Consider the following 13,577-nt stretch of genomic DNA (forward strand, 5'->3'; position numbering starts at 1 on the left):
CATGGCTGTATCGATTTCGACCAAAGAGTTCGCTGAGCGCCGTCGCAAACTGATGGCGCTTATGGCGCCGGATAGCATTGCGATCTTGCCGGCAGCACCTGAGCGGGTCCGAAATCGGGACGTGCTGCATCCGTTTCGCCAAGACAGTGATTTTCAGTACCTGACCGGCTTTGGCGAACCGGAAGCGGTGTTAGCCTTGATTCCGGGGCGGGAGCACGGTGAAGCGGTGCTGTTCTGTAAAGAGCGAAACCCTGAAAAAGAGCTCTGGGACGGTTTTCTGGTGGGCCCCGAGGGGGCCATTGAGCGTTACGGCTTAGATGATGCGTTCCCGATTGCCGATATCGATGACATTTTACCGGGTATGATCGAGGGTCGAAGCCGGGTTTATTACCCGCTGGGCAAAGACGATGCCTTCGATGCTCGAGTGATGGATTGGATCAAGGTAATCCGAAGTAAAGTGCGCGCCGGTGCGCATCCTCCCGGTGAGTTTGTGGCTCTTGAGCACCTGTTACACGACCTTCGCCTGTATAAAAGTGCCGGTGAAGTGAAGATGATGGCTAAAGCGGCCGAGATCAGCGCCGAGGCGCACTGCAATGCCATGAAACGCGCTCGCAAGGGTGGCTACGAGTACAACCTTGAAGCTGAGCTGATTCGCACCTTTATGGATCACGGTGCGCGCTCAACGGCTTATCCGTCCATTGTCGGTGGCGGGGCTAACGGCTGTATTTTGCATTACATCGAAAATGGGGCGCCCCTGAAAGATGGCGATCTGGTGTTGATCGATGCCGGCTGCGAGCTGGATTGCTACGCCTCGGACATTACCCGCACCTTCCCTGTAAACGGTAAATTCAGCCCAGAGCAGAAAGCCCTCTATGAGGTGGTATTGGCGGCTCAGTATGCCGCGATTGACGCAGTTCGCCCCGGCAACCACTGGAACCATTCCCACGAAGCGGCCCTGAATGTATTGACCCAAGGGTTGATCGACCTTGGCCTATTGTCAGGCACCTTGGAGGACGCGATTGCTGAGGAAGCCTACAAACCGTTTTTCATGCACAGGACTGGCCATTGGTTGGGACTGGATGTTCACGATGTCGGTGATTACAAAGTCGGTGATGCCTGGCGTGAGCTGGAGCCGGGTATGGCGCTCACCGTAGAGCCGGGCTTGTACATCGCGCCGGACAACACGGACGTGGATGAGAAATGGCGCGGAATCGGTATTCGCATTGAAGACGATGTGGTGGTGACCAAAGAAGGCTGCCGTGTATTGACCGACGGTGTGCCAAAAAACGTTGCCGATATTGAAGCTTTGATGGCGGACTGACCCTGTGACCGAAGCCCGAATGGATACCGATCTGATCATTGCCGGCGGCGGCTTGGCAGGCGCAACCTTGGCGTTGGCCGTGGCTCGCGTGGTGCCGGAACTTCGGGTGACGGTGGTCGAAAGCTTCCCGCTGTCGCCGGATGCCCTGCCGGAAGATTACCAGCCCAGTTATGACGCTCGTTCTACGGCGCTGGCTTGGGGGTCCCGGGTTATTTTCGAAGAGCTGGGGCTTTGGTCGGCATTGTCCGAGCATGCTACGCCGATCCAGCACATCCATGTTTCGGACCGAGGTCGGTTTGGTGCTACCCGGCTGCACGCCAAAGATCATCACCAGGAAGCCCTGGGTTACGTTGCGGACAATCGCTGGATGGGGCTTTGCCTGATGCGAGCCTTGCTGGCGGCCGATGTGCGCTGGGAAGCGCCTGCTGAGGTGGTGGATATGACGCCGCTCAGCGAGGGTGTACGTGTCAGCATTCGTAAGAATGGCGAAGCGCTGCAGCTAACCGGTCAGTGCTTGGTCGTGGCCGATGGCGGCCGTTCCGGGTTGCGGGAAAAACTGGGTTTTCTCCCGCGGACCGTGGATTATGGCCAGCATGCCTTGATCGCGAACGTCACTACCAGCGAAGCTCACCAGTTCACCGCGTTTGAGCGTTTCACCCAGTCAGGCCCCATGGCCATGCTACCCCAAGGGTCGCCTGCGCGCGCCGGGCATGATTCCGCGCTGGTCTGGACGCTGGACGACCATGCTCTGGACGCCCTTCTGGAACAATCGGATGATGACAAATGCCGTGCGTTGCAAGAGCGTTTCGGCTGGCGCTTGGGCCGCATCACCCGCATTGGTCAATGCAATCACTACCCGTTGAAGCTGACTACCGTGGATGAGGCCGTTCGCCCGGGCGTGGTTCTGGTCGGGAACGCGGCCCATGCCTTGCATCCGGTGGCGGGGCAAGGTTTCAACCTCGCATTACGGGGATTGATGGCGCTGGTGGAACAGTTTCGTCTGGCCACCGATAACGATGTGTCGATCGGCTCATTGTCGGTGCTGGGCGAGTATCAGCGCCGACACCGTCAGGATTGGCAGCAAACGGTGCAGTTTTCCGATTCGCTGATCCGGGTATTCGGTCAAGCCCTGCCACCGTTGGCGCTAGCCCGTGACGCGGGCTTGATGGGGCTGGATCTGGTGCCCGCAGCCAAGCGTTGGTTTGCTCGTAAAGCCATGGGCACGGGCGGGCGCAAGCCTGCGATTTTGTCCGCTAACACCGCCGCGGAGAGCTCTCGTCATGAGTCATGAGTCCGGAGTGAAGCGTTTTGACATCTTGGTGGTCGGGGGCGGCATGATTGGCTCGGCTCTGGCGCTGGGATTGTCGCAACAAGGTTGGCAGGTGGGGCTTGTTGAAGGCGCGCCGGTTGATAGCTTGCTGAAGAGTTCCGGCACTGCCGCCAACGTCGAAAGTTTCGAGCCAAGAGTCAGTGCGATTTCTTTGGCCAGCGAGCGCTTGCTGCAAGCCTTGGGGGCCTGGCCTCGGGTGCAGGCGGGTCGGCATTGCGGCTACCGCGAGATGATCGTGTGGGACGGCGACGGCACGGGGCGAATTCACTTTGATGCTGCCGAACTCCATGCCCGTTCGCTCGGAACGATTGTGGAAAACCGGAACATTGTCCGTGCCTTGTTCGAATGCTTGGTCGAGAGCGACGTTACTTTGCTTGACGGCGTGCGGGTGCAAGGGTGGGTTCGCGGTGAAGGTGTTCAGCTGGAAGACGGTCGTCTGCTGACGGCCAATCTGGTGGTGGGCGCGGATGGCGCGATGTCTCGTCTACGTCAGTGGAGCGGTCTGGCTACCCGTGAATGGGATTACGACCAGCAAGCGATTGTCGGCACGGTCCGCACCAGCCAATCTCATTGCCACACCGCCTGGCAAAGTTTTACCCCCACCGGACCGCTGGCCTTTCTGCCATTGGCTAATGAAACCGGTGACGAGCATTTCTGCTCGTTCGTCTGGTCACAGGACACCGACGAGGCACGCCGTTTGATGGCGCTGGACTCCGATCGTTTCCGCAAAGAGTTGGAAGTGGCCATTGAAGGCGAGCTGGGCGAGGTATTGGCGGTGTCCAAACGATTTGCCTTTCCGCTGCGCCAGCGCCATGCCAAAGATTATGTGACGGATGGACTGGCCTTGGTGGGTGATGCCGCCCATACCATCCATCCGCTGGCGGGGCAGGGCGCAAATCTGGGCTACGGTGACGTGCGCGTCCTGTTGGACGAACTTGGGCGTGCGAAACAGCTCGGTTTGGCCCCGGACGACGCGTTAGTGCTGGCCCGGTATCAGCGTCGCCGCAAAGGCGAGAACCTCGCCATGATGGCGGCGATGGAAGGCTTCAAACAGCTCTTTGCTCGTGATGAACTGCCCATTCGTTGGTTGCGTAATGCTGGCATGCGTTGGTTCGATAAGCTGGCACCGCTAAAGACCCGAATTGCGGCCGAGGCCATGGGCATTGACGGGTAGCGCGACTTAAGACTATTCCGTAAACTTTTTGAGTGAATTCGACCCCAGCGGATAAAGGAATTGTTTATGGCAGGCGCCAGCCTTCTGACCCTTCTCGATGACATCGCCACAGTGCTGGACGATGTGGCATTGATGACCAAAGCCGCCACCAAAAAAACGGCGGGAGTACTCGGGGACGATCTGGCCCTTAACGCGCAGCAAGTCACTGGCGTAAAGCCCGCTCGGGAATTGCCGGTGGTGTGGGCGGTCGCCAAAGGTTCGCTGCTCAACAAGTGCATTTTGGTGCCGGCAGCCGTAGCCATCAGTTTCTTTCTACCCTGGTTGGTCACGCCGTTGTTGATGTTGGGCGGTGCCTTTTTGTGCTTTGAGGGGACCGAAAAACTGGCGCACAAATTTCTGCACAAAGAAGAAAACGAAGCCCATAAAAAGAACCTGCACGAAGCCCTGAAAAGCCCGGAAGTGGACTTGAAAGAGCTGGAGAAGGACAAAATCAAAGGCGCGATTCGGACCGACTTCATTCTTTCCGCGGAGATCATTGCCATCACCCTGGGTATTGTGGCGGTCCAGAGCATCGAGATGCAGTTTGCCGTGCTCTCGATTGTGGCGGTTGGGGTAACGGTGGTGGTTTATGGCCTGGTGGCCGGGATCGTCAAACTTGATGACGGCGGTCTGTACCTGAGTCAGCAGGAGCCGGTGCCGATTAAACGCTTGGGCGAAGCTATTCTCTGGCTGGCCCCCTATATGATGAAAACCCTGTCGATCGTTGGCACCATCGCCATGTTTCTCGTGGGTGGCGGTATTCTTACCCATGGTATTCCGGTGGTGTCTGGGGCCATCAAGGGGTTTGCGGAGGGTTTCGGGGGTATTGGCGGTGTGCTGGTTTCGACGCTGGGGGATGGCCTGTTCGGGCTGCTGGCCGGCGCCATTCTGTTGGCGGTTCTAACACCGGTTATCACCTTCTGGCAGAAGCGTAAGGCCTAAAGGCAGGCGTCAAATAATCGGCTGACCAGCACCGGAACAGCCGTCTCCACTCGAAGAATGCGAGGGCCAAGGTGTACGCTTTGGCAACCCGCTTCCTCCAGCTTCCCTACTTCGTAATCGGTAAAACCACCCTCGGGGCCGATGCACAGTGCGGCGGGGTGGTTCAGATGCGTAGGGCAGGGAATAGCCGTGCCCGGGTGCGCAACCAGGGCACGCTTGCCGGCCAGTAGAGCCGGTAGCTCATCTTCTACGAACGGCTTGAACAGTTTACGAATGTGCACTTGTGGCATCAGGGTGTCTTTGGCTTGTTCGAGCCCCAATGTCAGGTTGTCTAGCAGATTTTGCTCGGACAGCCAGGGCGTCTGCCAGAAACTCTTTTCCACTTTGTAGCTGTTGATCAGCCAGATGTCTTTGACGCCCAGCGAAGCGCAGGTTTGCAGCGTGCGCCGGAACATTTTGGGGCGGGGCATGGCTAGAATTAGAGTCAGCGGCAAGGGGGTGGGTGCAGGTTGCTCCAGGCTGACCTGTAGCTCGACCTCTGTGTCGGTCAGGCGAAGTACTTCGCCATAGCCCATCGCGCCGTTCACTCGGCCGACAGGAAGCTGATGACCGGTCCCCGCCTTGAGTACGGTTTTCAGATGATCAAAACGGCGACCGCGCAACAGTGCGCGGTCCGTATCGATGAAGTCTTCGTCAAACAGCAAGGCCAGATTCATTGGCTGCCCAGCTCTTCCTCGTCGCCATCCTGTCGCTCTTTGTAAGCCAGTCGGCCGAATAAAATGCCAAACTCGAACAAGATCCACATGGGTACGGCAAGCAACGTCTGGGAGATGATGTCAGGCGGGGTCAGCAGCATGCCGATGATGAAGCAGGCAACCACCACATAGGGGCGTTTGGCCGCCAGGTCGTTGGGAGTGGTCGCGCCGGTGAGGATCACCAGCACCGTGGCAATGGGGATCTCAAAGGCTACGCCGAAGGCGAAGAACATCTTCAGGATGAAGTTCAGATAGCTGGCGATGTCGGGCAGCTCGATGATGCCTTCTGGCCCGATGGCGGTAAAAAATCCGAAAACCAGCGGAAACACCACAAAGTAGGCGAAGGTGGCGCCGCCATAAAACAGCAGGACTGAGGTAAACAGCAGCGGGAAGGCCAATCGCTTCTCATGGGCATAAAGCCCCGGTGCGACAAAGCTCCAGAGCTGGTAAAGAATGATGGGGATGGCAGCAAACACCGCCAATACCAAGGCCAGCTTCAGAGGTGCGAAAAACGGCGAGGTGATGTCGGTTGCGATCATCATCTGGCCTTCCGGAAGCAGATCCCGCAATGGCTGCGACAACAGCAGGTACAGGTCGTTGGCAAAGGGGTAAATCACCGCAAAGCAGATGATGACTGCCAGTACCATTTTCAGCAAACGGTTGCGCAGTTCGAGCAAATGCTCGATCAGTGGCATTTCCTGCGGCTCGTGTGACGCCTGTTGGCCATCGGGGGATGAACTCATGAACGGTTTTCCGACGAATTCCCTGAGGTTTGATCCGGGGTGCTACCTGACGGGTTATCTGAGAGAGCACTTTCAGACTGCGTGGGCGTGGTTTTGGCCGGGCTGTTCTCTGGCAAAATCATGTTTTCGTATTTTTTGGCTTCATCCAGAGCGCTTTTGACGGTTTTTTCTACGTCCTCCAGACCGACATCACCGGCTTTGCGTAACTGTTCGCGAAGTTCTTCCGCTTTCAGTTCGCGGTCAAGCTCTGAGGTGAATTGCCGCACCATACGGCGGGCACCACCCACCCACCGGCCGGCGGTCCGGGCAGCAGAAGGCAGCCGCTCCGGACCGAGGACGAGCAGTGCGATGATGCCGCAAATGAGTAGCTCTACAAAGCCAATATCGAACATTCAGGTGGTGCTCAGCTCTTTTGCTTTTCCTGCGTTTTCGCTTCAGTCTGAGCTTGTTCGGCCTTTTGGCTTTCCAAAGTGTCAGCTTCACCGGATTTTTCGTCTTCGTCACTCATGGATTTCTTGAATCCACGAATAGCACCACCGAGATCGGTGCCGATGTTCCGAAGTTTCTTGGTTCCGAACAGCAAAATAACGATGCCAAGTACGATAAGAAGTTGCCAGATACTGATACCCATGAGGGGTCCTCGTTCAGTTGTTTCTATGCTTCACATTGTACGCCAATGACAGCCTTGGGCGGAAATACTCCTTCGGGGTACTTCTTTATGATTGTCGTGACGCTTTTTCTTCCAGACCGGATAGATCGAAGCGGCGTGCCAGTTCATCGGTAACGTCTTTCGGACTCAGACCGAGGCGGGACAACATCACCATCGTGTGAAACCACAGATCGGCGGTTTCATAGATCACGTCCTGGGTGTCCCCGGAGTGTTCTGCGTCTTTCGCGGCCAGCAGGGTTTCAGTGCACTCTTCTCCGACCTTCTCCAAAATCTTGTTCAGGCCTTTGGCGTGCAGACTGGCGACGTAGGACGTGTCAGGGGCGGCGTCTTTGCGTGCCTCGAGTACCTCAGCCAGGCGTTCCAGTACATCACTCACGGTGTTTGCTCCTCAGTTACTGCCATAAATCGCGTCAGGATCTTTCAGTACCGGCTCGGCACTGACCCATTCGCCGTCTTTCAGGGTCCGGTAAAAACAGCTTCTGCGACCAGTATGACAGGCAATGCCGCCTTTTTGCTCCACTTTCAGCAAGACAACGTCGGCATCGCAGTCCAGGCGAATGTCTTTGAGGACCTGCTGATGCCCCGAACTTTCGCCCTTGCGCCAGAGCTTGCCTCGGGAGCGCGACCAATAAACCGCCTGACCTTCTTCAATCGTGAGCTGAAGAGATTCACGGTTCATCCAGGCCATCATCAAGATGTCGCCGTTTTCGGCGCATTGCGCAATGGCAGGTACCAGGCCGTCCTCGGTCCAGAGGATGTCGTCTAACCAGCTGGGAGAGCCTAGATTATCTGCTAAATCTTTCATTTCTATGAATCCTGAGCAGGGTAGGTGCAAGCGCGACAGATGCGGTTCGTATCATCAATCTTGCACGGGTAGTTTTACAGGCATGAGACTGGCCTTCAAGTACAAGGGATGAGCGGGTTCGCCCGACTTGTTCATCCGAATGCAATGTAGGTCCGGCAGCAGTCGCTTTACCTGATCTGAGCGTTTCAGGTGAGAACCGTAATTCCCCCAAGCAGCCACCGTCAGTGCCGATTTCTGTGCGCACCGGGCCAGCCAGTCATCGTTTTCTTCGCCAACCGGTTCGGATGCCGTGATCAGCTCATTGGGCGTAGCGGCGCGATAGGCAAACAGGTTGGTGACGTAAACGCCACCAAAGCCCCAGGCGTTGGCAAAGTTGGTGCAGCGGGTGATGGTGGGGTTGTCGTCGGTTTCCGATGGGTTCAGTCCGATAATCATCACGCAGGGCTTGTCGCTGTCCCAAACCCTGCTAAGAGCATAACGGTAGCGTCCACAGGGAGAAAAATAGGTCTGGGTATTCATGTTGGCTCAGCGATTGGTAGCGATGGTCATTATTAACGGCTGCCCCGAAGCACCAGCGCTCCGGCGGCTGCGAACAGTGCCCAAGACCACAGTGGCACGTTCTGTGCCCATTCTGTGGCTCCCGGTTGAGTTCCGGCGATAGCTACTCCAACCAGTGCCAGCGCGGTGATGCCACGGCGCCAACGGCGGTCGGTTTTGCGCTGCTGTTCACGCAGTAAGGCCAGCGTGTCCTGATTCTGTTGTTCCGTCGGGCCGGCGCTTCGCAATTGAAGTAGGGCATCGTGAATCAGTTGCGGCATTTCCGGCGACTGTTCTAGCCATGATGGCAAGTGGGTTTGTAGCGATTTGATCAGACCGGAGGGGCCAATCCGCTTACGCATCCAGTTTTCAAGGAACGGTTGCGCGGTGCTCCACAAATCGAGATCTGGATACAATTGGCGGCCAAGTCCTTCCACGTTGAGCAGAGTCTTTTGCAGCAGGACCAATTGCGGTTGCACTTCCATATCGAAACGCCGAGCGGTCTGGAACAGGCGTAAGAGGAAATGCCCGAACGAGATATCTTTCAGTGGTTTCTCGAAAATAGGCTCGCACACGGTGCGGATGGCGGCCTCGAACTCGTTGATGCGAGTTTCCGGCGGGACCCAGCCGGATTGAACATGCAGCTGAGCGACCTGGCGGTAATCGCGTCGGAAGAACGCGAGCAGGTTGCGTGCCAGATAGCTTTGATCATCCGGAGCCAGAGTACCGACAATGCCGAAGTCGATGGCGATGTATTGCGGGTCAGCCGGGTTGGATACGTCGACAAAAATGTTGCCCGGGTGCATGTCGGCGTGAAAAAAACTGTCACGGAACACTTGGGTAAAGAAGATCTCGACGCCTTTTTCTGCCAGCACTTTCATATTCACGCCAGCGGCTTGAAGCGACTCTACGTCGGCAATGGGGATGCCGTGGATGCGCTCCATCACCAGCACGGACTTGCGGGTGTAATCCCAATCTATAAACGGGATGTAGATAAGCGGCGAATTTTCAAAGTTGCGGCGCAACTGGCTGGCGTTGGCGGCTTCCCGTTGCAGGTCCAGCTCGTCGTGGATGGTGGCGTCGTAATCGGCAACGACCTCGACCGGGTGCAGGCGCTTACCTTCGGACCAATACTTCTCCAGCAATCCGGCCATAAGGTACATCAGCGCAAGGTCCTGGCGAATCACTTTTTCGATGCCCGGGCGAAGAACCTTGACCACCACTTTCTGGCCATTGCGCAGTGTAGCAGGGTGAACCTGAGCCACAGAGGCAGAGGCCATCGGGTCCGCGCCGAATTCGGCAAAGAGCTCTGATACGGGCGCACCGAGAGAGGATTCGATGATGTCTCGGGCTTGGTCGCTGGGGAAAGGCGGCACCCGGTCCTGCAGCTGTTTCAGCGATGCGGCCATGTCGTCGGGCAGCAAATCCCGGCGGGTAGAAAGGATTTGGCCAAACTTTACGAACACTGGTCCCAGCTCTTCGAGTGCTAAGCGCAATCGATCGCCACGGCTCAATTTGGGCTGAGGAAACAGGTGCCAGGGGGCCAGCAGGAAAAAAATCTTTAGAGGCGTCGGCAGTTCCGCCAGAGGTAAAAAGGTGTCCAGCCGATAGCGGCAAAATACCCAGGCAATTCGGAACAGGCGTTGCAGACGTGTCACAGGTTCTCCGTATCGGTATTGCTACCGGACAATTCCAGTTGGTTCAGGCGGGCTTCGAGACGTTCAGTGCGCAGGTTAAGCTCGTCGATGTCCTGAAAAGTGGCTTCCAGTTCGCGGCGCCCGGGCAGGGCGCGGCTTTCTTCGTGGAGGTATTCTTCAACGTTGGCGTTCATGGTGTTGAACGCGTTCCGGCTCCAGTGCACAGCGTTGCGCAGGCTTTTGCCCAGCAAATGCGCCGGCAGGTCGCCAATATGCCGCGCCATGGCGGCTTCCCAGTCGGGTTCGAGCTGATCCAGAGCCCTCTGTAACTGGTGCGCCAGAGCGGTGTCACCGATCACCTTTAACCGTTCGTCAGCGAAGACACGATCGTCTCCCAGTGCCAGGGCGGCGAAGGCAACCGGTTTGCCGGAAATGCTTAACGCGGCCTCATCATCGGGTTGGCTTCGCACCTGCACCTGTTCGCCTACCCGGCCCAAGGTCCAGCTCGTGGCAAGCGGGGCGGTGATGTTGAATTGTACGGGGCCGGCGAGGGCCTTTAACAACGCATCACGACCGCTGGGGTCCAGTGCCAATGCCCGGTTTAAGGCCGTTTCGACAATGGCGCTGGCCGCAGACAAGAGCGTAGGGCCGGGAAACATCAGGGCTTGATTCCCACGTGCAGAGCGACAATGCCGCCGGTCATGTTGTAGTACTTGCAGTTCACCAGTCCGGCGTTTTCCATCATGCCCTTCAGCGTGTCCTGATCCGGGTGCATACGGATGGATTCCGCCAGATACTTGTAGCTTTCACTGTCACCGGCAAACAACTGGCCCATCAGCGGCAACGCACTGAATGAGTAGGTGTCGTAGGCCTTGCTCAGCAGCGGGTTGGTCGGCTTGGAGAACTCCAGAACCATCAATTTGCCACCGGGCTTCAGGGTGCGGGTCATGTCGCGCAGGGCCTGATCTTTATCGGTGACGTTGCGCAGGCCGAAGGCGATGGATACGGCATTGAAGCTGTTGTCCGGGAACGGCAGATGTTCGGCATCCGCCTGCACGTACTCGATGTTGCCGGCGTAGCCGCGATCGGTCAGGCGGCTACGGCCAACTTGCAACATGGAGGCGTTGATGTCGGCCAGAACGACTTTGCCTGATGGCCCCACCAGATCGGAAAACTTCATGGTCAGGTCGCCGGTACCGCCGGCGATGTCCAGTACCTGATGGCCGGGGCGAACGCCGCTCAGTTCAATGGTGAAACGCTTCCACAGACGATGGATGCCCATAGACATCAAGTCGTTCATGAGATCGTACTTGCCCGCGACGCTGTGGAAAACCTCGGCCACCTGGCTTGCTTTTTGGCTCTTCGGCACGTTTCGGAAGCCGAAATGGGTCACGTCGTCCTGGCTGTCGCCGGGGGTGCCTGGCGTTTGCTGCTCGCTCATGGGAGATTGTCCTGTCAGAATCTGAATGCTGTATTCTAACTGTTGAGGTGTTGGCTACAAGTTTATTACCGGCTTACACTATAAAACCGTTTCCAAATAGCTGAGAAAACTGATTCATGTCTGTTATTGATATCCACCGTGCCCATGAGCTGGACAAAGCACACGCTCGCGATGCGGCTGAAACCTTGGCCAAAGATCTATCGCAGAAGTTTGATGTGAATTATCTGTGGGAAGGCGATCAGCTCAAGTTCAAACGCAGTGGCGTGAAAGGTCAGCTCAATATCGCTGAATCCGATCTGCACATTCACCTGGAGTTGGGCATGATGCTTCGGCCGTTCAAATCTCGCATTGAGCAGGAAATACACTCCCAGCTGGACCAGATCATCAAAGCGTAAGCCAAATTACAGGTTACCCGAGAGCGAGAAGGGTTCCGGGTGGCCTGCCAGTACGTTTTCCATCACTTTCTGTTCTCGGCTGATCAGTCGCTCTATCAGCACATCTACCTTGTCCATCTTCCGAAAAGCGCTGTAGCCGCGGTGCAGGAAACTGTGCAAATCTCCTAACTCCGCTCTTTCCGCTGCGCCTCGGGTCATCGACAGCAGCCACCCCAAGCTTCGATTACGCACATACTGATCCAGCTGCTGGCCGGTGCTGGAAACCAGCTCCAGTTGGCGTTTTCGAATCTCTAGTTGAGCGCTGGCGCGATAGCCTTCGCACCAGTCTTTGATGGTGATGTGTTCGGGGTTCCGTTGGTTGTCGTGAAACCATTCCGCCAACTCTAAATCAAGGCTTTGGGTGACCAGGTTCAGCTCGACGAGCCCCGAAAAGGTGCCCAGCAGGTGATCGGGTAGCCACTTCACCATCTTCGGGAAAATCCGGTCAACGTTGTCATCGCGGCAGGTCATACCGGCGGGTGCGTAGAGGTCAGACAGCAGGAATTCCAGACCGTTGTGGTAGCCCGGGTGTTGATAGAGATCTTGATGGGTGTTCTTTAGACGTTCAGCCTGCCAATCCGCAAGCTTGAGAGTCACTTCTTGCAGTGGATGGTTTGATTTGAGCTGGCGGAAATCGTGGTACTCGAGCAGCAGACGCTGAAGCCTGTGTGCATTTTCGGTATGCACTTCGGTTGCGATCAGGCGTTCACGATACATGCCGGGCTCCACTAGGCTGAACTTGAAGGCGCTCAGTTTAGCGAAGCTGTGCGACGGGCGCACCCGTCACTTGCGGCCTGGAGTCAGGACTGAGCGGTTTTCGGGATCGGTTCGAAGTCAGGTAGCCACTCGGTGCTGTCGAGCGTGACGAAGTGGCTGGGTGCATTGGTCTCGACAATGCGCATGGTGGTCGGGCTGGTTTTGGCACTGGCTAGCATGGCTGTGCGGTCCAGAATACGGTCAGTTGCCGGAATCAGGAAGGTGCCGTAGCGAATGTTCTGATAGACCGAGCAGTCTGTACGGGCCATCCACTCCATGATGTCCTCGATATTGCGGACAATGGTCAGGTGATCTTTGGTGGCACAGAACAGCTTACTTAAAAGCTGGCGCTTGCGTGGATTCATTTTGCCAAAAAAGGTCTGGCCGTAGGCTGATTGCGGGGCACTGTTAATTAGACGGATGATCCAGGGCCACATGCCATGGCTGACGGGTTCTAGTAACGTTGTCACGAGTGCGTGCAGCTTGCCTTGCGGAAGCACGGGTGCCTCCAGAACAACTTCGACATCTTCGTACAGCTCGGGCCACTGACGAATGGCTTCCAGAATCACAGCGCCGCCGCGGGAATGGCCATGAAGGCGAATGTTGGGGGTTGTGGGCAGGTTTTGCAGTGCCTGGTTCAGGATGCAGGCATCGTACTCGATGGTGCCTTCCAGAAATTTGATGGGCACTTCCCACTCCGCCTGTTCAGGCGTCACGCCATTGACTGGAATGTGGTAGTTGCTGCAGGTCAGCAGGATGAGTTCGGTGGTCGGGGCATCGTATGTTTGGGTGAAGTAACAATGGTTTTCCAGAAAACCATGCACGCCAATAACCGTGTGTTCAGCCGCGCTGCTATGGTTGCGAGTGGACACCGCACCTTTACCGACCCGATAGACTCGTCCCGAGAACATCTCGGAATAGGCGATATCGATCGGTTTGATCAGTTTGCGGATGTGACTGGCTTTCATAGTTTGTTTCTCCCGGCACAGCTAC

General features: G+C 56.8%; 17 protein-coding genes. 5 read left to right on the forward strand and 12 right to left on the reverse strand.

Annotation, left to right across the window (positions count from 1 at the left end; genetic code table 11):
* Position 1: 1 nt before the first annotated feature.
* The 4 genes from pepP to VOI14_RS08650 all read left to right on the forward strand — a co-directional run bounded on the left by pepP (position 2) and on the right by VOI14_RS08650 (position 4,806).
* Entirely contained in the window at positions 2-1,321 is a 1,320-nt protein-coding gene (gene pepP / locus VOI14_RS08635; protein ID WP_323751638.1) for a Xaa-Pro aminopeptidase, read from the forward strand.
* A 19-nt stretch (positions 1,322-1,340) separates the two neighbouring features.
* Positions 1,341-2,612: a 2-octaprenyl-6-methoxyphenyl hydroxylase gene (gene ubiH / locus VOI14_RS08640; RefSeq protein ID WP_323751672.1), complete on the forward strand. Its 1,272-nt coding sequence runs from the start codon at positions 1,341-1,343 to the stop codon at positions 2,610-2,612.
* Complete coding sequence (locus tag VOI14_RS08645; RefSeq protein ID WP_323751639.1) at positions 2,602-3,825, forward strand: FAD-dependent oxidoreductase; 1,224 nt, start codon at positions 2,602-2,604, stop codon at positions 3,823-3,825. Before ubiH ends, VOI14_RS08645 begins: the two co-directional genes overlap by 11 nt.
* Before the next feature lie 66 nt (positions 3,826-3,891).
* Positions 3,892-4,806 carry a DUF808 domain-containing protein gene (locus tag VOI14_RS08650; protein ID WP_323751640.1) on the forward strand — a complete coding sequence of 305 codons (915 nt, stop codon included), beginning with the start codon at positions 3,892-3,894 and terminating at the stop codon, positions 4,804-4,806.
* On the opposite strand, the gene VOI14_RS08655 is transcribed toward VOI14_RS08650, so the two are convergent.
* From VOI14_RS08655 to ubiE, 10 genes are all read right to left on the reverse strand, one after another.
* On the reverse strand, positions 4,803-5,522 hold the full coding sequence (locus VOI14_RS08655) for a 16S rRNA (uracil(1498)-N(3))-methyltransferase (protein WP_323751641.1): 720 nt from the start codon (positions 5,520-5,522) through the stop codon (positions 4,803-4,805). The two genes, VOI14_RS08650 and VOI14_RS08655, sit on opposite strands and share 4 nt — an antisense overlap.
* Positions 5,519-6,304, reverse strand: a complete 786-nt coding sequence (gene tatC / locus VOI14_RS08660) for a twin-arginine translocase subunit TatC (RefSeq protein ID WP_323751642.1) — start codon at positions 6,302-6,304, stop codon at positions 5,519-5,521. Before tatC ends, VOI14_RS08655 begins: the two co-directional genes overlap by 4 nt.
* The gene (tatB, locus tag VOI14_RS08665; protein WP_323751643.1) at positions 6,301-6,696 is read right to left on the reverse strand and encodes a Sec-independent protein translocase protein TatB; all 396 of its coding nucleotides are present in this window, start codon (positions 6,694-6,696) and stop codon (positions 6,301-6,303) included. The genes tatC and tatB overlap by 4 nt, the downstream gene beginning before the upstream one ends.
* A gap of 11 nt (positions 6,697-6,707) precedes the next feature.
* Positions 6,708-6,935, reverse strand: a complete 228-nt coding sequence (tatA, locus tag VOI14_RS08670) for a Sec-independent protein translocase subunit TatA (protein ID WP_323751644.1) — start codon at positions 6,933-6,935, stop codon at positions 6,708-6,710.
* Between the two features lie 85 nt (positions 6,936-7,020).
* On the reverse strand, positions 7,021-7,350 hold the full coding sequence (locus VOI14_RS08675; RefSeq protein WP_114334747.1) for a phosphoribosyl-ATP diphosphatase: 330 nt from the start codon (positions 7,348-7,350) through the stop codon (positions 7,021-7,023).
* A 12-nt stretch (positions 7,351-7,362) separates the two neighbouring features.
* Positions 7,363-7,779 (reverse strand): phosphoribosyl-AMP cyclohydrolase, encoded by a 417-nt coding sequence (gene hisI / locus VOI14_RS08680; protein ID WP_323751645.1) that lies wholly within the window; start codon positions 7,777-7,779, stop codon positions 7,363-7,365.
* A gap of 54 nt (positions 7,780-7,833) precedes the next feature.
* On the reverse strand, positions 7,834-8,298 hold the full coding sequence (locus tag VOI14_RS08685) for a DUF1643 domain-containing protein (RefSeq protein WP_323751646.1): 465 nt from the start codon (positions 8,296-8,298) through the stop codon (positions 7,834-7,836).
* Between the two features lie 32 nt (positions 8,299-8,330).
* A complete protein-coding gene (gene ubiB / locus VOI14_RS08690; RefSeq protein WP_323751647.1) occupies positions 8,331-9,974 on the reverse strand; it encodes a ubiquinone biosynthesis regulatory protein kinase UbiB in 1,644 nt (547 codons plus the stop codon).
* The gene (locus tag VOI14_RS08695; protein WP_323751648.1) at positions 9,971-10,612 is read right to left on the reverse strand and encodes a ubiquinone biosynthesis accessory factor UbiJ; all 642 of its coding nucleotides are present in this window, start codon (positions 10,610-10,612) and stop codon (positions 9,971-9,973) included. Before VOI14_RS08695 ends, ubiB begins: the two co-directional genes overlap by 4 nt.
* Positions 10,612-11,394 carry a bifunctional demethylmenaquinone methyltransferase/2-methoxy-6-polyprenyl-1,4-benzoquinol methylase UbiE gene (gene ubiE, locus VOI14_RS08700; protein ID WP_323751649.1) on the reverse strand — a complete coding sequence of 261 codons (783 nt, stop codon included), beginning with the start codon at positions 11,392-11,394 and terminating at the stop codon, positions 10,612-10,614. The genes VOI14_RS08695 and ubiE overlap by 1 nt, the downstream gene beginning before the upstream one ends.
* Before the next feature lie 116 nt (positions 11,395-11,510).
* On the opposite strand from ubiE, the gene VOI14_RS08705 reads away from it, so the two are divergent.
* Positions 11,511-11,789 (forward strand): polyhydroxyalkanoic acid system family protein, encoded by a 279-nt coding sequence (locus VOI14_RS08705; RefSeq protein WP_323751650.1) that lies wholly within the window; start codon positions 11,511-11,513, stop codon positions 11,787-11,789.
* A 6-nt stretch (positions 11,790-11,795) separates the two neighbouring features.
* Here VOI14_RS08705 and VOI14_RS08710 read toward each other — a convergent pair whose 3' ends face one another.
* Positions 11,796-12,545 (reverse strand): FFLEELY motif protein, encoded by a 750-nt coding sequence (locus VOI14_RS08710; protein ID WP_323751651.1) that lies wholly within the window; start codon positions 12,543-12,545, stop codon positions 11,796-11,798.
* A gap of 83 nt (positions 12,546-12,628) precedes the next feature.
* Positions 12,629-13,552 carry an alpha/beta hydrolase gene (locus VOI14_RS08715; protein WP_323751652.1) on the reverse strand — a complete coding sequence of 308 codons (924 nt, stop codon included), beginning with the start codon at positions 13,550-13,552 and terminating at the stop codon, positions 12,629-12,631.
* Between the last annotated feature and the right edge of the window lie 25 nt (positions 13,553-13,577).

The sequence above is a fragment of the Marinobacter sp. genome, assembly GCF_034669625.1.
GTDB lineage: Bacteria > Pseudomonadota > Gammaproteobacteria > Pseudomonadales > Oleiphilaceae > Marinobacter.